This window comes from Chromobacterium sp. ATCC 53434 (genome assembly GCF_002848345.1).
Taxonomy (GTDB): Bacteria; Pseudomonadota; Gammaproteobacteria; order Burkholderiales; family Chromobacteriaceae; genus Chromobacterium.
In genome coordinates this window covers 1,493,114-1,515,651 of the sequence record NZ_CP025429.1, presented here as the reverse complement: position 1 = coordinate 1,515,651, position 22,538 = coordinate 1,493,114, and the positions used below count along the sequence as shown (strand labels likewise).

General features: G+C 63.2%; 19 protein-coding genes. 10 read left to right on the top strand and 9 right to left on the bottom strand.

Going from position 1 to position 22,538, the window contains the following annotated elements:
• Positions 1 to 293 precede the first annotated feature (293 nt).
• Entirely contained in the window at positions 294 to 1,469 is a 1,176-nt protein-coding gene (locus CXB49_RS07225) for a hypothetical protein (RefSeq protein ID WP_101707764.1), read from the top strand.
• A gap of 189 nt (positions 1,470 to 1,658) precedes the next feature.
• On the top strand, positions 1,659 to 2,324 hold the full coding sequence (locus CXB49_RS07220) for a 7-cyano-7-deazaguanine/7-aminomethyl-7-deazaguanine transporter (protein WP_101707763.1): 666 nt from the start codon (positions 1,659 to 1,661) through the stop codon (positions 2,322 to 2,324).
• Positions 2,325 to 2,393: 69 nt separating this feature from the next.
• On the opposite strand, the gene CXB49_RS07215 is transcribed toward CXB49_RS07220, so the two are convergent.
• A complete protein-coding gene (locus CXB49_RS07215; protein ID WP_101707762.1) occupies positions 2,394 to 2,786 on the bottom strand; it encodes a nuclear transport factor 2 family protein in 393 nt (130 codons plus the stop codon).
• A gap of 190 nt (positions 2,787 to 2,976) precedes the next feature.
• Between CXB49_RS07215 and CXB49_RS07210 the strand changes: the two genes are divergently transcribed.
• Positions 2,977 to 4,014 (top strand): LLM class flavin-dependent oxidoreductase, encoded by a 1,038-nt coding sequence (locus tag CXB49_RS07210; RefSeq protein ID WP_101707761.1) that lies wholly within the window; start codon positions 2,977 to 2,979, stop codon positions 4,012 to 4,014.
• A 67-nt stretch (positions 4,015 to 4,081) separates the two neighbouring features.
• Here the strand turns inward: CXB49_RS07210 and aqpZ are convergent, their stop codons facing one another.
• On the bottom strand, positions 4,082 to 4,771 hold the full coding sequence (gene aqpZ / locus CXB49_RS07205; RefSeq protein WP_101707760.1) for an aquaporin Z: 690 nt from the start codon (positions 4,769 to 4,771) through the stop codon (positions 4,082 to 4,084).
• 321 nt (positions 4,772 to 5,092) lie between these two features.
• Here aqpZ and CXB49_RS07200 point away from each other — a divergent pair, with 321 nt between their 5' ends.
• The gene (locus tag CXB49_RS07200; protein WP_101707759.1) at positions 5,093 to 5,851 is read left to right on the top strand and encodes a hypothetical protein; all 759 of its coding nucleotides are present in this window, start codon (positions 5,093 to 5,095) and stop codon (positions 5,849 to 5,851) included.
• A gap of 161 nt (positions 5,852 to 6,012) precedes the next feature.
• Here CXB49_RS07200 and CXB49_RS07195 read toward each other — a convergent pair whose 3' ends face one another.
• The 3 genes from CXB49_RS07195 to CXB49_RS07190 all read right to left on the bottom strand — a co-directional run bounded on the left by CXB49_RS07195 (position 6,013) and on the right by CXB49_RS07190 (position 7,245).
• Positions 6,013 to 6,681, bottom strand: a complete 669-nt coding sequence (locus tag CXB49_RS07195) for a hypothetical protein (RefSeq protein WP_101707758.1) — start codon at positions 6,679 to 6,681, stop codon at positions 6,013 to 6,015.
• The gene (locus CXB49_RS23300; protein WP_158300656.1) at positions 6,678 to 6,851 is read right to left on the bottom strand and encodes a hypothetical protein; all 174 of its coding nucleotides are present in this window, start codon (positions 6,849 to 6,851) and stop codon (positions 6,678 to 6,680) included. Before CXB49_RS23300 ends, CXB49_RS07195 begins: the two co-directional genes overlap by 4 nt.
• Positions 6,852 to 7,029: 178 nt before the next feature.
• Positions 7,030 to 7,245, bottom strand: coding sequence for a hypothetical protein (locus tag CXB49_RS07190; protein WP_101707757.1), 216 nt, complete (start codon positions 7,243 to 7,245; stop codon positions 7,030 to 7,032).
• Between CXB49_RS07190 and CXB49_RS07185 the strand changes: the two genes are divergently transcribed.
• Entirely contained in the window at positions 7,244 to 7,804 is a 561-nt protein-coding gene (locus tag CXB49_RS07185; RefSeq protein ID WP_101707756.1) for a YqaA family protein, read from the top strand. The genes CXB49_RS07190 and CXB49_RS07185 overlap by 2 nt on opposite strands.
• 85 nt (positions 7,805 to 7,889) lie before the next feature.
• Here CXB49_RS07185 and CXB49_RS07180 read toward each other — a convergent pair whose 3' ends face one another.
• From CXB49_RS07180 to CXB49_RS07175, 3 genes are all read right to left on the bottom strand, one after another.
• Entirely contained in the window at positions 7,890 to 8,138 is a 249-nt protein-coding gene (locus CXB49_RS07180; RefSeq protein ID WP_101707755.1) for a hypothetical protein, read from the bottom strand.
• Between the two features lie 321 nt (positions 8,139 to 8,459).
• Entirely contained in the window at positions 8,460 to 8,945 is a 486-nt protein-coding gene (locus CXB49_RS23295) for a hypothetical protein (protein ID WP_158300655.1), read from the bottom strand.
• A gap of 1 nt (position 8,946) precedes the next feature.
• Complete coding sequence (locus tag CXB49_RS07175; RefSeq protein ID WP_101707754.1) at positions 8,947 to 15,393, bottom strand: hemagglutinin repeat-containing protein; 6,447 nt, start codon at positions 15,391 to 15,393, stop codon at positions 8,947 to 8,949.
• Between the two features lie 149 nt (positions 15,394 to 15,542).
• Between CXB49_RS07175 and CXB49_RS07170 the strand changes: the two genes are divergently transcribed.
• From CXB49_RS07170 to CXB49_RS07160, 3 genes are all read left to right on the top strand, one after another.
• Positions 15,543 to 16,589: an IS630 family transposase gene (locus CXB49_RS07170; protein ID WP_101706528.1), complete on the top strand. Its 1,047-nt coding sequence runs from the start codon at positions 15,543 to 15,545 to the stop codon at positions 16,587 to 16,589.
• A 516-nt stretch (positions 16,590 to 17,105) separates the two neighbouring features.
• The gene (locus CXB49_RS07165) at positions 17,106 to 18,506 is read left to right on the top strand and encodes an L-serine ammonia-lyase (RefSeq protein WP_101707753.1); all 1,401 of its coding nucleotides are present in this window, start codon (positions 17,106 to 17,108) and stop codon (positions 18,504 to 18,506) included.
• Between the two features lie 116 nt (positions 18,507 to 18,622).
• Complete coding sequence (locus tag CXB49_RS07160) at positions 18,623 to 19,147, top strand: GNAT family N-acetyltransferase (RefSeq protein WP_233492972.1); 525 nt, start codon at positions 18,623 to 18,625, stop codon at positions 19,145 to 19,147.
• Positions 19,148 to 19,195: 48 nt separating this feature from the next.
• Here the strand turns inward: CXB49_RS07160 and speA are convergent, their stop codons facing one another.
• Positions 19,196 to 21,076 (bottom strand): arginine decarboxylase, encoded by a 1,881-nt coding sequence (speA, locus tag CXB49_RS07155; protein WP_101707751.1) that lies wholly within the window; start codon positions 21,074 to 21,076, stop codon positions 19,196 to 19,198.
• Between the two features lie 190 nt (positions 21,077 to 21,266).
• Here speA and CXB49_RS23290 point away from each other — a divergent pair, with 190 nt between their 5' ends.
• Both CXB49_RS23290 and astE read left to right on the top strand, forming a co-directional pair.
• On the top strand, positions 21,267 to 21,494 hold the full coding sequence (locus tag CXB49_RS23290; protein ID WP_158300654.1) for a hypothetical protein: 228 nt from the start codon (positions 21,267 to 21,269) through the stop codon (positions 21,492 to 21,494).
• Positions 21,495 to 21,533: 39 nt separating this feature from the next.
• The gene (gene astE, locus CXB49_RS07150; protein WP_101707750.1) at positions 21,534 to 22,526 is read left to right on the top strand and encodes a succinylglutamate desuccinylase; all 993 of its coding nucleotides are present in this window, start codon (positions 21,534 to 21,536) and stop codon (positions 22,524 to 22,526) included.
• Positions 22,527 to 22,538: the final 12 nt, after the last annotated feature.

Genomic DNA, 22,538 nt, shown 5'->3' with positions numbered 1-22,538 from the left:
CATCATCATTCGCGCTTACGAGAATTTACTTAGGATATTTATAGACCGCATTCGCATACAAACAACCAATCTGTTTGCATAAACGCGCAACGCCTTGCCGCCATTGGCTTGCCGCGCTTTTGCGCCATCCCTTGTTTTTTAAACCGCGATCGCCGATCCAGCCAGACGATTCGCGCCGCCTTGACTCCCGTTAATGCCCACTTAGTATTTGAAATGCATCTTCAACCACTGATGCCATATGAAAAGTGTGTCGATGCCTGGATGCTTGTTCACCAACACAGGGAGAATATTCGATGCAATTGCGCATATTGCTTTGCGCCGCGGCGCTGGCCGCGGCCCTTCCCCCGGCGCAGGCCGCCTCGCCGGCGCCGGCCACCGGCGGCACGCTGCCGAACGGCCAGAATTCCGACCAACTGGTATGGGATCACTTCGCCGACGTCGTCTCCGCCACCGGCAACGGCGCGGTCAGGTTTGAAACCTGGGCCTCGGACGAAGACATCTACGAAACCAACCCGCCCGTCTGGCCGGACGGCTCCAAACCGGTGGTCAAGCGCCTGCACCCCGGCCTGCTGCAACGGCTGCTGACCCCGCACGCGCTGCGCGTCGACGCCATCGCCCCCGGCACCAGCTGCGACAAGGTGAACAATCCGGCCGCCGGCAACTTCCCCACCTCCCCCAGCGACGGCCAGGCCCCCTGTTACGCCGAGGAGGTGCGGCGCAACCGGCCGTCCTTCGACTACATCGTGCAGAACAATCTCTACACCACCTCCGGCCTGCAAGCCGCCTGGAAGCGGACCCAGCAGGGCCAGCCGGTATCGCTGCCGACCAGCGCCATCGAGGTCAAGGCCGACTGGGTGCCGATCAAGACACTGGTGGCCTGGCTGGGACAGAACGGCCGCAAGCTGAGCGAGAAGCAGGCGATGACCGCCTACTACACCACCCGCTCCCAGGGCGTGGTCTACGGCCTGGCCGGCCTGCACATCAGCTCCAAGGAAATCCCGAACTGGGTCTGGGCCACTTTCGAGCATCAATACAACCCCGGCCGCTGCGACACGATGGGCTGCCATGACAGCTACGGGGCCGCCACCGCCAACCTGTCGCCGGCCAAGACCGCCAACACCCAGTACCCGGCCTGTGCGAAGACCCCGGCGCTGAAAGCCGTGTTCAAGCTGCACGGCCTGGCCAAGGTGTGGGACAACTATTGCCTGAAGGCCTCGCAGATCAGCTACACCAGCGCCAGCGGCGCGCCGCTGATCAACGGCAACTCATTCACCGAACGCGTCGCCGCCGGCGTGCCGATCAACCAGGCCTCGTGCGTCGCCTGCCACGCCGCCGCCGGCTTCAACCAGGCGGGCAAGGTCTATACCGACCTACTCGCCGCCAAGCCCTCGCCGACAGGCAATGTCCAGCTGCCGGCCGACATCGCGCCCAACGACTTCATCTGGGGCATCCTGTTCATCAAACCATAGCCGCCGTCCGGCCCGCCCTCGCCGGGCGGGCCGTTGCGACAAGGAATTCAAGGCCTTGCGCGCGCCGCGGCCTTCCCTCGCCGCCCAAAAAACGGTATCATGCGGCCGCTTCGAGACCGGTCCGCCACGCGGCGGACCGGTCGTTTTCCTGGGTTCCCTCACCCCATCCAGCAAAAAGGATTCAACCGGATGTTCGCCTTTACCGACCGGCAGCGCCTGTCCGCGCTGCTGTGGCTGTCCTTGTTCCACATCGCCATCATCGCCTCCAGCAACTACCTGGTGCAGCTGCCCATCACCGTGTTCGGCTTCCACACCACCTGGGGCGCGTTCACCTTCCCGTTCATTTTCCTGGCCACCGACCTGACCGTGCGCATCTTCGGCGCGCCGCTGGCCCGCCGCATCATCCTGGCGGCCATGGTCCCGGCGCTGCTGATCTCCTACCTGGTGTCCACGCTGTTCTACCAGGGCGCCTGGCAAGGCGCGCAGTCGCTGCAGCACTTCAACCTCTTCGTCGCCCGCATCGCCGCCGCCAGCTTCGCCGCCTATGCGCTGGGACAGATTCTGGACGTGCAGGTGTTCAACCGGCTGCGCCGGCTCAAGGCCTGGTGGGTCGCCCCGGCGGCCGCGATGTTCTTCGGCAATATCAGCGACACGCTGTCCTTCTTCTTCATCGCCTTCTACAAGAGCAGCGACGCCTTCATGGCCGCCAACTGGGTGGAGATCGCGCTGGTCGACTACAGCTTCAAGGTGCTGATCTGCATGCTGTTCTTCCTGCCGATGTACGGCGTGGTGCTGAAGATGATCGTGCAGAAGCTGCTGCAGGCCGGCGCCGTCGAACAGCCGCAGACGGCGTGATACGCCGCCAGACGTAAAAAACGGCCGCTTCCCGACGGAAGCGGCCGTTTTGTCTTGCGCGCCGGCGATTCAGGGACGCATCGCCTCCCACACCTTGGCGCTGTCGACGATCTGTTCGAACTTGACGATCTTGCCGTCCCGCAGCGTGTAGACATGCGCGAACGAGGCGGTGAAGCCCTTGCCGGTGGCCCGGTAGGTGCCGTGATAGAAACCCTGGGCCACCACATGGTCGCCGTCGACGAAATAGCGGTCCACCGCCGCGCGGTAGCCGTCCCATTCGCCGCCCAGGCGCTTGAACACATTGTCGACGATGGCCTGCGGGCCGATATAGGTGCCAGCGTACGGGAAACCGGCCGCCTCCGTCCACTCCGCGTCCGGCGCCAGCGCCGCCAGCAGATTGCGGCCGTTGTCCTCGGATTTTCCTTCGTAAGTGGCGCGGATGATGTCCAGATTGCTAGCCATGCTGCGTGACCTCTCAAATAACAATCGTTCTCAAGTGATGGCGCATCGCGCAATTGCAAGCCCCTGCCCGCATCATAGCGGCCGCGCCGGCCATAGGCACCTCGAGGCAACTATCCCACCTGCCGGTGCCTACTTCAGGCCAGCCCCGCCCGGCCGTATACTGGCTGCATTCCGCTTACGGACCATCAGCATGACGCCCTCCGCCTCTCCCCGCCTCTCCATTCTGGACCTGGCCCCCATCGTCGCCGGCGGCGACGCCGCCCAGGCGCTGCGCAACAGCGCCGCGCTGGCCCGCCACGCCGAACAGCTGGGCTACACCCGCTTCTGGGTGGCCGAGCACCACAATATGCAGGGCGTGGCCAGCTCCGCCACCGCGGTGCTGATCGCCCACGTGGCCGCCCACACCGAAAGCATACGCGTCGGCTCCGGCGGCATCATGCTGCCCAACCACCCGCCGCTGGTGGTGGCCGAACAGTTCGGCACGCTGGCCACGCTGTTTCCCGGCCGCATAGACCTGGGCCTGGGCCGCGCCCCCGGCACCGATCCGCTGACCTCCCGCGCGCTGCGCCGCGACCGCTTCGCCGCCGAGGACTTCCCGCAGCAAGTGGCCGAACTGCGCGGCTATCTGGGACCGGAACAGCCCGGCCAGCAGGTCCGCGCCATTCCCGGCATAGACACACGGGTGCCGGTGTGGCTGCTGGGCTCCAGCCTGTACGGCGCGCAGCTGGCGGCGCAACTGGGCCTGCCCTTCGCCTTCGCCGCCCATTTCGCCCCGGCCCAGCTGGACGAGGCGCTGCAACTGTACCGCCGCCTGTTCCAGCCGTCCGCCGAACTGTCCGAACCGTACGCGATGGCCTGCATCCCGGTGCTGGCCGCCGACAGCGACGACGAGGCGCGGCGGCTGGCCACCACGCCATACCAGAAATTCCTCAACCTGATCCGCGGCGACCGCCGCCCGCTGCCGCCGCCGGTGGACAGCATGGACGGCCTGTGGAACCCGCGCGAGGAATTCTCCGTCCGCAACGACTGGCTGGGCGCGGCGGTGTTCGGCGGCCCGGAAACGGTCAAGGCCGGCCTGCAGACGCTGCTGGACCGCACCGGCGTGGACGAGATCATGCTGTCGATAGACTGCCACGACTTCGCCGACCGGCTGCGCGTCTGCGACATCGTCGCCGGCATCCTGCCGCAATTGAAAAAATACCGGTCGGCCGCCGCCTCCGCCGGTTGACGCCACCGGCATCGCCGGCAAAGAAAAAGCCGCGGCACGCGCCGCGGCTTTTTCTCTGTAGACCGACTTATTCCGATTCGCCGGCGATCAGGCGATACGCCCGCGCGCCCAGCACCGCGCCGACGATCGGCGCCAGCCAGAACAGCCACAGCTGCCGCACCGCCCAGTCGCCGACAAACAAGGCCACCCCGGTGCTGCGCGCCGGATTGACCGAGGTATTGGTGACCGGAATGCTGATCAGGTGAATCAGCGTCAGCGCCAGGCCTATCGCCAGCGGCGCGAAGCCCGCCGGCGCCCGCTTGTCGGTGGCGCCCATGATGACCAGCAGGAAGAACATCGTCATCACCACCTCGCACACCAGGGCCGCCAACAGCGAATAGCCGCCCGGCGAATGCTCGGCATAACCGTTGGAAGCGAAACCCTTGGCCACATCGAAGCCGATCGCGCCGCTGGCGATCACATACAGCACCGCCGCCGCCGCGATGGCGCCCAGCACCTGCGCCGCGATATACGGTCCCAGCTGCGTGGCAGGAAACCGCCCGCCGGCCCACAGGCCGATAGACACCGCCGGATTCAGGTGGCAGCCGGAGATATGGCCGATCGCGTAGGCCATCGTCACCACCGTCAGGCCGAAAGCCAGCGCCACGCCGGCGAAGCCGATGCCCAGATTGGGAAACCCCGCCGCCAGCACCGCGCTGCCGCAGCCGCCCAACACCAGCCAGAAAGTGCCCAGAAACTCCGCGCCATAGGATTTCATCGCCGCCCCTCTTCAAGGTTTCAAAAAACCAGGTCCGCCGCGTCCCGGCATGCCAGCCATGCCCGATGCGCATCGGATACCCGATCGATAGCCTTTTAACCATAGCAAGTGAACTCGATCATGCCGGCGGGCCTGGAACCGTCCCTTCGGGCCGTGGCGGAACAAGCCGCCGGAGCCGGTCGATGGCTGGTCCAGGCTGCTCCGGCCAGGCGGCGGGCTGCGTGTGCTCGGATTGGTCTGATAGTGCGGCATCGGCAAAATGGCGCACCGTCCCGACCTGACAGGATGTCCATCCACACGGCACCTAGCAAGCAGAGAACCATGAGCACCACCGGCATGAAACCCATCTGGATAGGAGAAACCCGCATCATGGCCGAAGGCAAGACGCGGGAACTCAACACGGAAACCGTCCTGGCCATCCACTGGGGCGTGCCCGGTTTTTGCGCGACGGGCGTCTACGCCGACGTATGGCTGGAACAGAAGCAAGGCCATGCCTGGATGCCGGTCTCGCAATGGATCAACGGCTATCCAATGGCGGAGACCTCGATCAAGGAAGCCACCTACGGCCTGATCAACTACGTGGGCACATGGGTTTCCCCTGTCTTGCCCGACGAACCCGGCTATTACCGGATCAAGGTGAAGACAAGCAGCGCATGCGGCGGCGGCGTGATCGAACTGCCGTACTACATCAACCTGTTCCGCGCCGCCTGCCTGCCGGCGCCCGAGCTTCAGCACACCGAGGGTGTCTACGAAAAAATCGACTGCGTCTTCAAATGGGAAGTGAGCCTGCGCTCGATATCGGACCAGGACCTGAGCGCCTCGATACCGGATGGCGCGGTTGAAGCGGGCGCGCCCGTCAGGCTGCTGCTATCCGGCTACGACGAATTCGGCAACCATACGCTGATGCTGCAGGGGCAGACAGACATGCCGGAATCCGGCCCGCTGGCGCTTTCCATCCCCAATATCTGGCTGAAACAACTGGGTCCGGGCGGCGTGGCATATCTGCGGTATTTCGTGCATTACGACGATATCGTGCGGCGGCTGCTATCGCACAGCACGGCGCTGTGCCTGGTCAGGTAAGAGCCCTGCCTCACACGACAAGCTCCGCCTATCGTCGCCCCCATGGCAAACGAAGCCACTGGACTTCGCCTGTTGAACACCAGGCGGCACCGCAGCAAAGCCCCTCTCCCCTCGCGGGAGAGGGGTTGGGGAGAGGGGGCGCCCTGCGCCGGCGACCGGCGCTAACCGGCAATCCGCCCCATCCGCTCGGCCAGCCGCAAATGACAGGCCGCCGCCAGCTTGACCAGATCGGCGTTGTTGACCGGCATCCGGCCCGGCTCTGCGATCAGTTCGGCAAGGCCCTCCAGCGTGGCAACGGTGCTGGACAGGCCGATCAGCTTGCCGTGCGGCCAGCGCTGCCGATTGCGGCGCTCGTAATCCAGCGCCACCACCCAGCGCGAATGCTGCCACGGCCCGGGACCGCGCAGCACCGCCTCCATCACCGCCCGGCTGACCTGCTGCGCCGCCTCCGCCGCCAGGGCCAGCGCCAGATGCAGGCTCTCCGCCGTGGTGGCCGGGCCGCCGGCGTGCAGCAGCACCGGCCGCGTCTCCTCCCGCCACCAGCGCCGCAGCCGCCGCGCGCCGGGTGTCTTCACCCGCCGCACCAACTCGTCCAGCTCGCCCTCGGACAGGCACAGCGCCGGCTCGGTTTCGCCGGCCAGCAGCAACAAACGCCCGGCCGGCGCCTCCTGCGTTGGCAGCAGCGCGTCGACATCCTGTTTCAGCGCGGCGGCCAGCTCGGCGGCGACAAACCAGAAACCCTCCTGGCGGCGGATCACGCGCAGCGGCAGGTCCTTGGCGTATTCAAGGCGCAACGGCGCGTTGACGTCCAGATCGATGTGATGGTTCATCGCCGGACCTTCCAGCACGGTCTGGCCGCCTGCGCGCCGATGGCGGGGGAAACGGGATGCGGCAGCGCGCGGCGATGTCGCATGCCTGGCAATGGCTCCGGGCACGTTTCGGGAAAGGGGAAATGATGGGAAGCGGGACGCGCTTCGACAATACGATCGACGATGGCCATGGCGGCCTCCTCAAAGTCACATGGACACCCGGGCTCCTGCGGATACCCGACGCCTCCTGGACCACAATGACGCGAACACGCGCCTCGTGATGATGAAGGCGTAAACCTGCCGCCTAAACTGGGCGGACGCAGCTGTGCTTTGAGAGTGCCTCCAAATTACCCCTCAGCCCCGACCCTGTCAATCCATTAGACATTTCAGCGTAATCAACGGCTTGCGTAATACGCCACAGCTGATTTCCCGTAATGCGAACACGCCGCTTTGAATAACCAAGGGCCTCTTCGACACGGGTCGGCGCAACGCGGCGGGCTGGCCTTCGTCCGCCGCGAACAGGCGATGCCGGGCCGTGACGATGCTATCATCGGCGGCCATCGACACCATCGGGCTCAATACCATGGAAGGAATGCTGGACTGGCTGCTCGCGACGCTGGCCTTGCCGAAAGTGGGGCTGTCGGCCATTTTCATGATCAGCCTGGTATCGGCCACGCTGCTGCCGCTGGGATCCGAACCGGCCGTGTTCGCCTACATCAAGCTGAAGCCGGACATGTTCTGGCAGGTACTGGCCGTCGCCACGCTGGGCAACACCCTGGGCGGCATGATCAACTGGTGGATGGGCTACGGCGCCAAACTGGCGCTGCTGCGCTACCGTCGCCACCGCCACGCGCACGGCCATCGGCACGCCCAGCCAGCCAGCCGCCCTCCCCGCCCGGGCAAACCATCGCTGAACGCGCGCTACGTCCACTGGATGCGCCGGCGCGGCGCGCCGTTGCTGCTGCTCTCCTGGCTGCCTGTCATCGGCGATCCGCTGTGCGCGCTGGCAGGCTGGCTACGCATCCCGCCGTGGCCCAGCGCCTGCTACATGGCGGTCGGCAAATTCCTGCGCTACCTCGCGATCACCTCGGCCTTGCTGTGGGTGCCGGATGATTTTTGGCGGAGCTTGGGGCAGTGGTTTTGAGAAGGCAGCTCCCTGCTGGTATTGCCCCCCATCTGCCCCCCTGCCCGGATATGAACCAGACGGTTCATAAGAGCAGTATTCGCCGTCAGTCCCAGCCAAAAAGATAGGTCGGCTCGCTCAACTCGGCCAGCATCTGGCGGATGGTGGGATAGGCGTTGCCTTCTTCGTCCACCACGGGCACATCCAACTCATCCTCCGCAATCAGAGCAACGTTCCCGATAGTCAGATCTGTCTGGCCTGCCAGCCCCTCCAGCACGGCCAAAGCCTCTTCCTGGGAACCGGCGGCGACGATATCGTTGTCGCCAACCTGATAAGCCTTCAATGGCTGCTCCATCCCTGCTTCCTTCATTAATGGTTTACTCATCCGACCAACCCCTGCACGAGGCTAGAGCCTCCCTGCCACGACGTTTTCATGCGCATTCGAATTCCAGAACATGATATTCCTTTCAACTACAGCGCCGCGTCATGCCTGGCAAGCCTGGCCGACCATGTAAATACAAGTCTTCCAAGAATATCGATCTGTTCGACTAAAAAATATTTAATCGTGATCTGCCCCCTATTTCCTCACCCCCTATTTCGGCTCCTACCCCCCTATTTCGCTATTTCGCGGCCCCCATTTCGTGCCATTTCGTATTCATATCCTGGGAAATTTATCTCAGGGATTCTTTAAAAGAATTCTTTCAACCCCAGCACTCAACTCTACCACTGGAACCACTTGCACAGAATCACATACAAATCCATTATCAACATACTCAAAAATCATACTCAATCCATTTGCAAAAACGAATTCAATCCCAAAATTTACCCCCCCCTCAGAGCCATTACCCACAAAATACCATAATGCAAGATCAGATATTGACACACCTAGTCTATCTTTCCAAAAACTACTATTTGGAATAATTTTTTCATAACTAGGCCCAAAGATTTTCATTTCCTCAAAAGCTGCAATTACTCCTTGAGACTCAGTATCTCCATATATTGATAAAATTTGGCCATCACTGAAAATTATTTGAGTAGGTCCATCAGCAAGACAGTCAGCATCTTCCATATCAATATCGGCCTGCAAAATTTGCCGCTCAACCTCTACAATTGACTTACCAGTCAAGCTTAGCAAGCTCAATTCAAATTTCTTACTTTGCATATCAATCCTTATTAACAAATGTATCAAATTTACCATCGACCAACCGGACCCCTCTTCCTGTCGATGGATTAATAATATCCCGATAAGACTGCCCCGCTCGATTCACACCGTCTTTTACTAATGGATTTGGATAATTATAAATTTCATTTAGCAGGCCAATGCCTTGGTCTACCCCAGCCCCCATTCCAGAGAAATACTTTGACTTTTCTGGATTGTCAATTTTTTTCTGCAATGCTTGCTGCAATCTGGTTTGCTTGGAGCCAGGCCTAGATGGCTGCATTGCACTATCCAATATATCAGATATATCTTTACCATCAAATGCGTCTTTTTTACTCAAAACCGAATACACACCTACAGACTCTTGTGGAGGTAAATCAACTTTAGAACCACTCTTGGCAGTGCCAATTGACTTAACTCCATCCACCACCAACTTCACACCACTCTTAGCCAGTTGCGCAGCAGCTGTACCGCTTTCCGAGGTAGCCAAAATAAGGAATGATGCCTTTTCCGCCATAGAAGGTACGTGTCCAAAATAGGCTTGTGCTGCACCATCGGACCATGACGTATCTGCATTCCACTTATCTAAGCTTTTCTTCTCCTCGGGCGTTAACCATCCATTTGCCACAATCTTGGCAAATGCCAGATCCTTATCTTGTATAAAAAGACCAGTAGCTAGCTTATCTGCAGGATTATAACTCGGCCCAACCACCACATCAGGATTACCAATCGCTATCCCAGTCAAATCAACCTGCGTCAATTTTGACTTTTCCAGACCACCAAGCCCCTGCATCACCTGCTTATCAATTGCATTGATCTCGGCCATCTTCTGATCCACACAGGCCCGATCCTTACAAGCCAAGATAGCATTCGAATTGGCTGCAGAGACCTTCCTGTATTGATCTATCAGCTTCTTATAGGCCTTCTCATCACAATGATTGATTTGGCACTGCTTCAAATCTGTCAGGAACTGCTTTGCTTGGGATGGTTTCAGATGGTTGTTTTCCATCTCAATTTTAGCGGCATTTACCATTGTCGCGGCAGAACTATCACCTCCAGTCCCTGCAGCGATACCAGTCAGCAACCCGCTCACCAAGTTCTCGCGCTGCAGTTTCTGCTCCGCAGTCATCTCATCCGCACTAGTATTTTGCAGCGTATCCAGTGCATTGTTCAGCGCTACACTAGCCGCAGCACCGGCCGCACCTGCCCCGCAACTCTGGCCGCTGGCTTCCGCGCCGGCGCAAGCCACAGCCGCGTGCAGTACCGCGCGGACGGTTTCGCTTTCCGCCGTCGGCTTGTTGTCTTTCTCCAGCTGATCCGACAACTCCTTGACCTTCTGCGCCCCCAGCCCTTGCAGATAGGCGATGCCCGCGTTCTGCGCCATGCCGGACAGGCCGTTGGCCACATTGCCGCCTATGCCGGCGGTGGCCGCGGTGAGGATCTGGCTGTATTCGCCGCCCGGCGCCCATTTGGCGGCCTCCGTGGCCTGCACCTGCAATTGGTCCTTCTGCGCCTGCGTCAACGAGGGATCGGCATTGGCCTTGTCCGCCAGGTCTTTCGCCGCCTTGGCTTCCGCCGCCTTGTTGGCGGTGAAGGTGCCCACCTGGTCCGTCAGTGTCTGCACCACGGCGAAGGCGGTTTGCAGTTGCTGCTTGTCGAACTTGTCCTTCAGCGCATTGGCGCCGTCCTTGTCGCTGCTGACGTTGCGGTTGACCGCCGCCGCGGCCTGTTCCGCGTTCTGGCCGGTCAGCGCTTGCTGGGCCGCGCCGTCGGCGATGGTCAGCTTGCCGCCGCTGATGCCGGCGCCGGTGGTGCTGTCCGCGCTTTCGTGCGCGGCCATCACGCCGGCCGGCATGACGCTGCCGCCATTATCGTACTTCTGCATCTGCACGCTGCCGGGACCGGTCGGGGCGGCGTTCTGCTCTTTCGCGGCGGACTTGTCACCGGACTTGTCGCCGGAACCGCTGCCCCAGCTGCCGCTGACGCCCAGGCCTATGCTGCTGCCTGAGGAATTGGCGTGGTTCCGCACATCGCTGACGGTGAGCGTGCCGGTGCCCAAGCTGTTCTTGTCGTCCGCCACCGCCTTGTCGCTGCTGGCGATGACGCCACCTGCCAGATTGGTGTTGCCCTTGACCGTCACCTGGTAGCCGCCGTCGCCGGCTTTCAGGCCGGACTGGCGCTGCACGCTGGCATAGTCGTTGTCCATCTTCTGCTGGCTGTAGTTGGCGCTGGCGCTGAAGCCATAGCCGACGGTGACGCTGCCGCCCATGCTCTGATTGCGGCTGTGGTACTGGTGCTGGTCTTGCAGGCTTTCGATATCCAGCTTGCCGCCGATGTCCGCGACGATGGCCTGGCCGCGCGCTTCTGCGCCCTTCAGCGTGGTGTCGCCGCCGGACTTCAGGCTCAGCGTCTGGCCGGCGTTGACGGTGGTGTCGCGCTGATCCACCGTATTGCCGTCCTCATGGCCAGCGTTGCGGCTGGCGTTGGCGGTGATGCCGAAGCTGAAGCCGTTTTGCCCGAAGGAGCCGCCGATGCCGACGCCCCAGCTGCTGCCGCTGCTTTCGCCATGCAGGCTGCTGCTGTCCTGCGCAGACAGCAGATTGACTTGGTTGTCGGCCTGCAGCGTGACGTTGCGGCCTGCTTGCAGCTGGCTGCCCAGCACATCGATATTGGAATCCTTGCCGCCGCCGCTGGCCTGCACCGCCAGATCGCGGCCGGCGCTCAGGCTGGTGCCGGCATGCGTCTGCGACTGGGTTTCCTGCTTGCTGTCGCTATGGCTGGCGCCTATGGTGACGCTGCCGGACACCAGCTGGCCGTTGGCCGCCGACTGCACCGCCTTGTAGCCGTTGTAGGCCGCCAGCGCTGCGGTGCCGGCCGCCAGCGCGCGGGTGCGGGAGTCGGCGTTTTGGCCGCCGGCGGCGACCTGGCCCATATTGCTCACCGCGTCCACCGCCGTCAGGATGGGGCTGCTGACCGTGGCGGTAATGCCCCATTGATCCATGTGATGGGTTTCGACGCGGCTGTCTTGGTCGACGCCCGGCAGAATATGCACCGCCTTGCCGCTCAGCGCCAGGTCCTGCCCGGCCTGCAACTGGGCGCCGGCGACATTGATCGCGTCGGCGGCGCTCAGCGTGACATTGCCCTGTTGGCTGGCAATCTGGCTGAGCGCGCTGCTTTGCGTGCTGCCATGGCCGGCGGCCGTGTCTTCGGTATGCTGCACGCCTATGGTGGCGCTGTGATTGCCGCCGCCGACATTGCCCAGCGTGAAGCCTTTGCTGTCCTGGTTGAACTGGTAGTTGGCGGTGGCCGCGCCGATGTTGACGCTGCCCTGGCTGGCGGCCACGGCGACGTCGTGCACCGCCTGCAGCGCGGAGCCGGAAACGTTGACGTCCCCGCCCAGGCTCACCACGCGGATCTGGTCGCCCTGAATCTGGCTGCCGTTCAACTGCTGGCCGTTCTGGGCGGACTGGCTGTCCTGGCGCGACTGGTTGTAAGGCGTCAGCGAGGTGCCGCTGTGGTTGGGTCCGCCTTCCATCGCCCGGATCCCGTCGCCGATTTGCGGCGTGTACAACGACAGACGCGTGGTATGGCTGTAGCTGCTACTGTCGCTCTGCTGTTCGTTGACGCCGGCCAGGATGTCGACCTTGCCATTGGCGAACAGGTCCACCTTGCTGCCGGCCTTCAGCTGGGAGCCGACCACGGTGATGTCGCCGGCCTGCTCGACCGGCTTGCCGCTGGCCTGCAGCGAGATGTCGCCGCCGGCGAGGATGGCGCTGCCCACGCTGTTGACGGTGCGGGTGTGTTGCTGATAGCCCTGCTCCGATTTGGTGTAGGAAATATCGACCGTGCTACCGGACATCGAAGTGGCGGCCAGTTCGGTGCCTATGCCCTTCAGCAGGCCGAAACCGTGTTGGGTGTTGGCGATGTCCTTCAAGTTGTCGAAGGTGTCCTTCAACGTATTGACCGCGTTGACGGAGAAGCCGCTCTGCTTTTCCACATGGCTGTGGTCCACCACCGTCAGGTCGCGCCCGTCCTGCACCATCACCGACTTCGCGCCGATGTCGACATTGCCGGTCAAGGCGCTCAAGCCGCTGCCCTGCAGCAACACATTGCCGCCGGCCTGCGCCGACAGATCGCCGTTCAGGCTGCCCACCAGGCTCTTGCTCTGGCTCTGGATGGCGCCCTGGGTGTTCAGCGCGTCGGTCAGCTCCTTGCTGCCCACCATGAAGCCGCCCCAGCCGGTGCCGAAGACGCCGGAGGTTTTTTCGTGGTGGTACTGGAAGCTCTGGCTGGTATTGGTGCCCGCCAGGATGTTGATGTTGTTGCCGGCCGCGAGACGCACCGCGTCGCTGCCCGCCACCTGGCTGCCCACGATGCCGAGATCGTGGCCGGCGCTGACGGTCAGCTTGTCCGCCGACAGACTGGTGCCCACCTGGGTCACGCTCTGGTGGGCGCTGATGTCCACCGTGGTCTTGTGCTTCAGGAAGCCGCCGGACGAGGTCACCGTCTTGCTGTAGTCGCTGTGCTGGTTGGCCGCGGTGCCCAGATTGATGTCGCGGCCGGCGGCCAGCATGGCCTCGCCGTCGCTGCGCAGGCCGGCGGCGTGGGTTTCGATGTCGCGCCCCGCCTGCAGGATCAGCCCGCCCTCGCCCTGCACCGAGGTGCCGTGCTGCGTCAGGTCGTAGTTGTTGCGGACGCGCTCGCCCCAGGTATTGTCGTTGCGGCTTTCCGTCGCCACCGCGCCCAGCTTGATGTCGTTGCCTGCGGACAGGGCCAGCTTGCCGCCGCTGGCCAGACCGGCACCGTTCAGCAAGGCGTCGCCGCCGGCACTCAGCTGCAGGCCGTCCTTGCCGGACAAGCCGGCCATGGTCAGGCCATCGGTCTGCCAGTTGTAGCTGTTGCTCCAGCCATAGCCGCTGTCATGCTTGGTATCGACCTGGCTCTGCACCGTCAGCTGCTTGCCGGCCAGCGCGGCCAGACTGCCGCCTGTCGATTGCGCCGACGAGCCAGTCAGGCTCAGATCGCCGCCGGATTTCAACAGCACGTCGCCGCCGCCCTGCAGCAGCGAGGCGTTGTGGTTCTGGCTCAGTGTGTCGTAACCGCCGCCCCACCAGTTGCCGGCGCCGTGCCTGCTGTCCAGCGTCGATTCCAGCGTCAGGTTGTTGCCGGCCAGGGCCAGCACGCTGCCGCCGGCCTTGGCACCGCTGCCGGACAGGGTCAGGTCGTTGCCGGCGCTCAGCGTCAGGCTGCCGCCGATATTCAGCTGGCTGCCGACATGGTCCGCCTGCTGGTACTGGAAGCTGCCGTAGCGATTGTCGCCGCCCAGCGCATAACGGGTTTCGCGGCTGACGATGTCCAGATCGCGGCCGGCCTGCAGGCTGGCGCTGCCGCCCGCATCCAGGGCCACCGCCTGCAGCTTCAGGTCGTTGCCGGCCTGCAGTTGCATGTCGCCGCCAGCCTTGACGCTGCTGCCGGACTGGCTGTGCTGCGCGTCGTCGGTGATGGTCAGATCCTGCCTAGCGGACAGGCCCAGATCGCCGCCGGCCTGCACCTTGCCGCCCTCGATGCGGATGTTGTTGGCCTGCGCCAGCAAGGCGGTGTCCGACTTCAGCGTGCCGCTGTTGATTAAGTCGCCGCTGGCCAGCAGGCTCATGCTGTTGCCGGCCAACACCGCGCCCTGGCCGCGCAGGGACTTCTGATCGGCATTGGCCAGATAGACCATGGGCACCAGCACATCCTGGCCGCCGACGTTCTGCTTCACCAGCCACACCATGTCGGACGTCAGCTTGGCCATCTGCTCGGCCGACAGCGCCATGCCCGGCGTCAGCTGGAATTGCTTGGCGTACTGCGCGCCGTTGCTCATCAGCTGCTGGTACTGCTGCATCGCGTCGCCGTAGCCGGACAGGAAGCGCTTGCCGGTCATGTCGGTGACGGCGCGGCTGACCAGCTGCTGCTCGTAGAAGCCGTCGCCCAGCCGCTTCTCCACCTTGCTCGGGTCGTAGTTCAGCTGCTTCAGCAGGTAATCGGACGAAACGAAATTGCTGTACTGGGTGAACTGCGGATTGGTCTCCACCAGATACGGCTGCTGCGGCGCAGGCTTGGCGTGGAACATGCCGTTGTCCGGCACGGCGTAGCCGCCGGCCACCGGATTGCCGGCCTTGGCGCCGCCGGCCGCCAGCGTCAGCTGCTGATTGGCCGGCGCCGGCCGGTAGACGCTGCCGAGCCCCCCCTGCCCCGGGATAAAGAGCGGCACGCGATTAGCCAGCTCCGCCTCGGCATTGCGGCCAATATGGCCTTGCAAGGTCTGGCCACTCGCACTGTCAACGGTCTTGCCGCCCAACGCCTGACCAGTGACGCTCGCTGCCGACTGGCCGGCAGTGGTGACCGCCTGCCCCATCGCCTGGTCGAACATCACCGAGACTTGCGATACGGCATTCGCTACCGGCCCCATGTCCAACTGCTTCGCAGCTTTGCCATTGACAATGGTTGGCGCCTGCAGACTCAAATGCTGATTAGTGGCGACGGTGGCGTCGAGCGAACCAATCACTTGGCTATTATTAATCCGGCAGTAATAATCCGTACAGATTGTATACTTCCGGCATGGAAAAAATCGATGTGCGCAAGCTTGAACTGGCCGCCCGTGAGCAGCTGAGGCGTACCGCTATCCGGATGTACAAGCGAGGCCGGTCTCAAGCCAGTATTGCCGAAGAACTCGGGCTGCGCCGCCCCACCATTTCCGCCTGGGTGGTGCGTGAGGCAGCACTAGGTGCGCAGGGATTCAAAGAACAGAAGCGCGGTCGCGCCGAAGGCACCGGCCGTCGGCTGACCGAGGCGCAGGAAGCCCGGATCAAGCAGGACATCGTGGATCGCACGCCAGACCAGATGAAGCTGAGGTTTGCCCTGTGGAGTGCTCAGGCGGTCAAGGCTGTAATCAAGCAGATGTTTCTGATCGATCTGCCGATCCGTACTGTCCGTCTGTACTTGGCCCGCTGGGGCTTTACGCCGCAGCGCCCGCTCAAACGCGCTTATGAGCAGCGACCGGCAGCAGTCGAGAAATGGCTCAAGGAGGAATACCCGGCTATCGTCGCGCGTGCCAAAGCGGAAATGGCTGAAATCAGCTGGGGCGACGAATCGGCGGTGTCGAGTGTTGAGCACTTTCCGCGTGGCTACGCCCCAAAAGGCCAAACCCCAGTTCTGGTGTTATCCCAATCGAAAAGAGCGCGCATCAACTTGATTTCGGCCATTACCAACCAAGGCAAGATGCGCTTCATGCTGTACCGGGAGACCTTGACGGCCCGGGTGCTGATCAAGTTTCTGATGCGGCTGATCCGTGATGCTGGCGGCAAGAAGGTGTTCTTGATCCTCGACAACTTGCGCGTGCATCACAGCAAGCTGGTGCAAGCATGGTTGGAGGAGGAAGAGAACAAGAAGGCGATTGAGTTGTTCTTCCTGCCCAGCTACTCACCGGAACTGAACCCGGATGAATACTTGAACGGCGACCTGAAGGCCAGAATGAGCGCAGGTGAGCCGGTTCGATCAGACGGTCAACTTCAAGGGAAAGTGCTGTCCCATTTACGCTCATTGCAGAAGCAGCCGGCCAGAATCCGGTCGTACTTCCGGCATGAAAAAATCCGCTACGCGGCATGAGCTTTCTGTACGGTATTTGACTGCCGGATTAATAGTTAAATAAAGTTAACAAAAAACCGCTGAATTTTAACAAATTACAACGCTCAATCATTCTAAGTAAAAATACCTATCCAACTGAATTGGCAGTAAAAACCAAATTCCCCACCACCAACTGATATTTAATTTCGATATTTACAATTTATTAACAAACAACCCCAAGGCGCTCGCAACACCACGGCCGGCCACCTGCGGCAAGGCTTCCGGCGCGGCCGCCGCCGTCAAGCCGGAAACGCGCCGCCCGCCTGGCATATGCCATCCAAAACCCCTTTCCTGACAGGGTGGCACGGGCTTTCGCGCTGGGTTAACCTACCTTCCGGCTGTGTGTCCGCCACGACGCCCGCCCGGCCCCGGAACCGTTTCCGCGCGGCCTCGCCCGGCAGCCGATACAATCTAAAAAGAGATAGCGACACCGCAGCGTTGCGGTGCCCGACAACAACCCGGCTCAAGCCGGGACTTTCCCTTACGAGAAGCATTACCATGGCAATCAGTGTTTTCGACCTGTTCAAGATCGGCATAGGCCCGTCCAGCTCCCATACCGTGGGTCCGATGCGCGCCGCCCGCCAATTCATCGCCCGCCTGGAGAAGGACGGCCTGCTGGACGCCGCCGTCCGCGTCCACGCCGAGATGTTCGGCTCGCTCGGCGCCACCGGCAAAGGCCACGGCACCGATGTGGCGGTGCTGCTGGGCCTGCAGGGCGAACAGCCGGATCTGGTCGACACCGATGCCGTGGACGGCATGCTGGCGGCGATACGCGAGCAGCGCAAACTGAAGCTGCTGGGCAAGCGCGAGATCGACTTCGTCGAGGGCGAGCACCTGGTGCTGCACAAGAAGAAGACCCTGCCCTACCACCCCAACGGCATGATCTTCGAGGTCTTCGACGCCGCCGGCGAGAGCCTGTCCAAGCGCGCCTATTACTCGGTTGGCGGCGGCTTCGTCGTCGACGAGGCGGCGATAGACGCCGGCTTCGTGCCGCCGGGCGTCACCGAGCTGAAGCACCCGTTCAAGTCGGCCGCCGAGCTGTTGGCGCTGTGCCAGCGCCACGGCAAGAGCATCAGCCAGATCATGCTGGAGAACGAGTTGTCCTGGCGCAGCGAGGAAGAGGTGCGCGCCGGCCTGCTGAACATCTGGAACGTGATGCAGGCCTGTGTGAAGCGCGGCTGCGAACGCGAGGGCATCCTGCCCGGCGGCATGAAGGTCAAGCGCCGCGCCGCCGACATGCACCGCAAGCTGCTGGCCTCGCCGGAGGCCGCGATGCGCGACCCGCTGACGGTGATGGACTGGGTCAATCTGTACGCGCTGGCCGTCAACGAGGAAAACGCCGCCGGCGGCCGCGTGGTGACCGCGCCGACCAACGGCGCCGCCGGCATCATCCCGGCGGTGATGCACTATTACGCCCGCTTCGTGCCCGGCGCCAGCGAGGACGGCATCGTCCGCTTCCTGCTGACCGCCGGCGCCATCGGCATCCTGTTCAAGCTGAACGCGTCGATCTCCGGCGCCGAAGTCGGCTGTCAGGGCGAGGTCGGCTCGGCCTGCTCGATGGCCGCCGGCGCGCTGTGCGAAGTGATGGGCGGCACGCCGGAACAGGTGGAGAACGCCGCCGAGATCGGCATGGAGCACAATCTGGGCCTGACCTGCGACCCGGTCGGCGGCCTGGTCCAGGTGCCGTGCATCGAGCGCAACGCGATGGCTTCGGTCAAGGCGATCAACGCGGTGCGGATGGCGCTGCGCGGCGACGGCCAGCACTTCGTCTCGCTGGACCGCGTGATCAAGACCATGCGCGACACCGGCATGGACATGAGCACCAAGTACAAGGAAACCGCGCGCGGCGGCCTGGCGATCAATGTGATCGAAGTGCCGGTCAACATCGTCGAATGCTGATCCCGCAAAGCTGAAAACGGCGGCCGCGCCTTGCCCGGCCGCCGTTTTTTTACGCTGGCATCCGGACCGCGCCGCTGGCACACTGGAGGTGGCCCCACCAACCGAGTCCACAACCCGTGCAATCGTTAGAAATAGAAACGCCCCGACTGCGGCTGCGTCCGCTGGACGGCGGCGACGCCGCCTTCATCTTCGAACTGCTGAACGAACCGGCCTTCATCGCCAATATCGGCGACAAGGAGGTCCGCGACCTGGCCGGCGCCCTCAACTACATCGAAAAAGGCCCGCAGGCCAGTTATCTGCAACACGGCCACGGCCTGCTGCGGGTGGCGCTGCGCGACGACGACACGCCGGTCGGCATCTGCGGCCTGGTCAAGCGCGACAGCCTGCCTCATCCCGACATCGGCTACGCCTTCCTCGAGCGCCACTGGGGCCGCGGCTACGCCTGCGAGGCCGGCGCCGCCTGCCTGGAGCACGGCCGGGACCGGCTGGAGCTGGGGTATGTGGTCGGCATCACCGCGCCCGACAACCACGGCTCGATCCGGGTGCTGGAAAAATTGGGCCTGCGCTACGACCGCACGCTGGACCTGCCCGGCATAGACGGCCCCAGCCTCTACTTCGTCCCAGCGGACGACAGCCAATAAAAAAACCGGGCGCATGGCCCGGTTTTCTCATTCCGACGCGGACGGCGATCAGACGGCCAGATAGGACGACTGCTTCAGGCCGCGGCAGAACTCGGCGAAGAACTGGCTGCGCTCATCGGCCGACAGATCGCATTCGCGGGTCTTGGCCTCGTAGCGGTTGATCAGATCCTCCGGAGACAGGTGCACGTAGCGCAGCATGTCCTCGATGGTGTCGTGCTCCTCGATGCCGGAGATTTCCAGCTCGCCGCCCTCGCGGACATAGACATTGACCGAGTCGGTGTCGCCGAACAGATTGTGCATGTCACCGAGGATTTCCTGATAGGCGCCCACCAGGAACACCGCGATCAGGTACTCGTCGCCCTGCTTCACCTCGTGCACCGACATGCTGGACTCGATGCTCTGCTGGTCGACGTACTGCTTCAGCTTGCCGTCAGAGTCGCAGGTCAAATCCTGCAGCACCGCGCGGCGGGTCGGCTGCTCGGCCAGACGGTGCGCCGGCATGATGGGCAGCACCTGGTCGATGGCCCAGGTGTCCGGCAGGCTCTGGAACACCGAGAAGTTGCAGAAGTACTTGTCGGCCAAGCGGTCGGTCAGCTCGTCGTAGACCTGGCGCTGCGAGCGCTGGCTGGCCTGCAGCTGATTGTGCAGGCGGCGGCACAGCGTCGCGTGCAGATCCTCGGCCAGCGCCTTTTCCTTCAGCGACAGCCGGCCTTCGGCGTACATCTCGCTGACTTCGGACACGCAGTGGCTGGCGCGGTAATAGATTTCGGTGACCAGTTCCTCGTCATTGAGGTTGGCCAGCTCCACCAGCTTGCGCAGCGGCAACGACAGCGCTTCCACGTCGTCGACCTGGGCCACGGAGTCCGGCAGCCGCTCGACGTCGGTGACGTTCATCAGCAGCACCGCGTGGTGGGCGGTCATCGCGCGGCCGGATTCGGACAGGATGCGCGGATGCGGGATGCCGTTCTCGGCGCAGAACTCGGACAGCATCGACACGATCACGTGGGCGTATTCGCCCATATCGTAGTTGATCGAGCTGTCGTTGCGCGAGTGAGTGCCGTCGTAGTCGACGCCCAGACCGCCGCCGACGTCGACGTGGTCGACCGGCAGGCCCAGCGCACGCAGTTCGGCGAAGTAGCGGATCGCCTCGCGGAAGCCCAGCCGGTAGTCGGCGATATTGGCGATCTGCGAGCCCATGTGGAAGTGCATCAGCCGCACGCAATCGGCCAGGCCGGCCGCGGTCAGCTTGTCGACGGCCGAAATCAGCTGGCCGGCGGACAGGCCGAACTTGCCCTTCTCGCCGCCGGTGTCGGACCACTTGCTGGAAGCCAGCGACGACAGCCGCACGCGCAGGCCGATATTCGGACGCACGCCCAGCTTGCCGGACTCCTCGATCACCAGCTCGACCTCGGATTCCTTCTCGATGACGATGAAGACCTGGTGGCCCAGACGCTCGCCCATCAGCGCGAGGCGGATGAATTCGCGGTCCTTGTAACCGTTGCAGACGATGGTGCAGCCCTTGGGCGCCAGCGCCAGCACCGCCATCAATTCCGGCTTGGAGCCGGCTTCCAGACCGATGGACACATCGGGCGTGGCGATGATGCTCTTGACCACCGCCTCCTGCTGGTTGACCTTGATCGGGTAGATGGCGGTGTAGCGGTTGCCGTAGCCCTGCTCGGCGATCGCCTTGTCGAAGGCGCCGCACAGGCGGGCGACGCGGTCCTGCAGAATGTCCGGGAAACGGACCAGCAGCGGCAGGTCCAGGCCCTTGCCGCCAAGATCGTGCACCAGGCGGTACAGATCGATATCCTTGCGTTGACGCACATTCGGGCGCACGACGATATTGCCGTTGTCGCCGACGTCGAAATAACCAGCCCCCCAATGCCGGATGCCGTACAGGCTCCGGCTATCAGCCACAGACCAAGCCATGAGTTTTCCTCTCAGAACTTATGATGGATAACCCCGCTCCTTAGTGCACGGCTTTCGGGCTCTACAGCTTTTATGTGGGCCTGGGATGTCGGAGCGAAACAGAGTGAATTGTAGTTTGTTGCACAGCGCAAACGAGCGCGGATTGTAACAACATCTCGCTGATTGACAAGTAAAAAAATGTAGTCGTTCCATGGCGCTCGATGACGGCGGCGCCTCGCCGCGTCGGTCGTCGTCCGCATCGCGAAAATTCCAGGCAGTCAAAACAATGGATTGCATACCGTACAAGCCATCATCGATGACAAGCGACAACATTCCGCCACCTCATCCGGCCGGCGAATTTTCGCCACCGGACCGCCATTTTCGCCATATACGCAACACCCGGCCGCCGTCGCGCGGCATGACTGCGGCGGCGGCCTGAGTTTACAATCAGGCATCGCGCAACCCGACCGCACACGCCATGACGCCACACAGCCGCTTCCTGCAACACGCCCTCTCCGCCGACGACGCCTCCGCCTGCTGGACGCTGCCCGGCGGCCTCTCCGCCCGCTGGCTGGCCCCCGGCTGCGTGCAGATCGCCCCGCCCGGCGGCGAGGCCGACTCGGTGTTGCTGTCCTGCGGCGTGCATGGCAACGAGACGGCGCCGATCGAGGTCGTCGACGCGATACTCGGCGACATCGACGCCGGCCGGCTGACGCCGCGCTGCCGGCTGCTGGTGATGTTCGCCAATCCTGACGCCATCCGCGCCGGCGTGCGCTACCAGCACTACGACATGAACCGCCTGTTCAACGGCGCGCACGCCAGAGAACCGCAACTACCGGAAGCCAGGCGCGCCGCCGAGCTGGAGACGCTGGCCGCCGCCTTCTTCGCCGAGGCCGCCGGCCGCCGGCTGCACTACGACCTGCACACCGCCATCCGCGGCTCGGCCTTCGAAAAGTTCGCCATCTACCCGTATCTGCACCAGCGCGCCCACAACCGCGAGCAACTGGCCTGGCTGCAGCAGTGCGGCATAGAGGCGGTGCTGCTGCACAGCCAGCCGGCCAATACCTTCAGCTACCACACCAGCCGCCACTGCGAAGCGGATGCTTTCACGCTGGAACTGGGCAAGGCGCGGCCGTTCGGCGAAAACGAGCTGCCCCGCTTCGCCGGCATAGACCGGGCGCTGCGCCGGCTGCTGGCCGAACCGCGGGCCGAGATCGCCCCGCTGCGGGAGGACGGCCTGCCGCTGTTCCGCGCCAAATACGATCTGCTCAAACACAGCGAGGCGTTCCGCTTGCATCTGGCCGACGATGTGCAGAACTTCACCCTGCTGGCCGACGGCATGCTGATCGCCGACGACGGCGACGTCCGCTACGTGGCCAGCGGCGGCGACGAGCGCATCCTGTTCCCTAACCCGACGGTCAAGCCAGGCCTGCGCGCCGGCATCGTGGTGGAGCCGGCGCGGCTGGATTGACGCCCTCTCCGT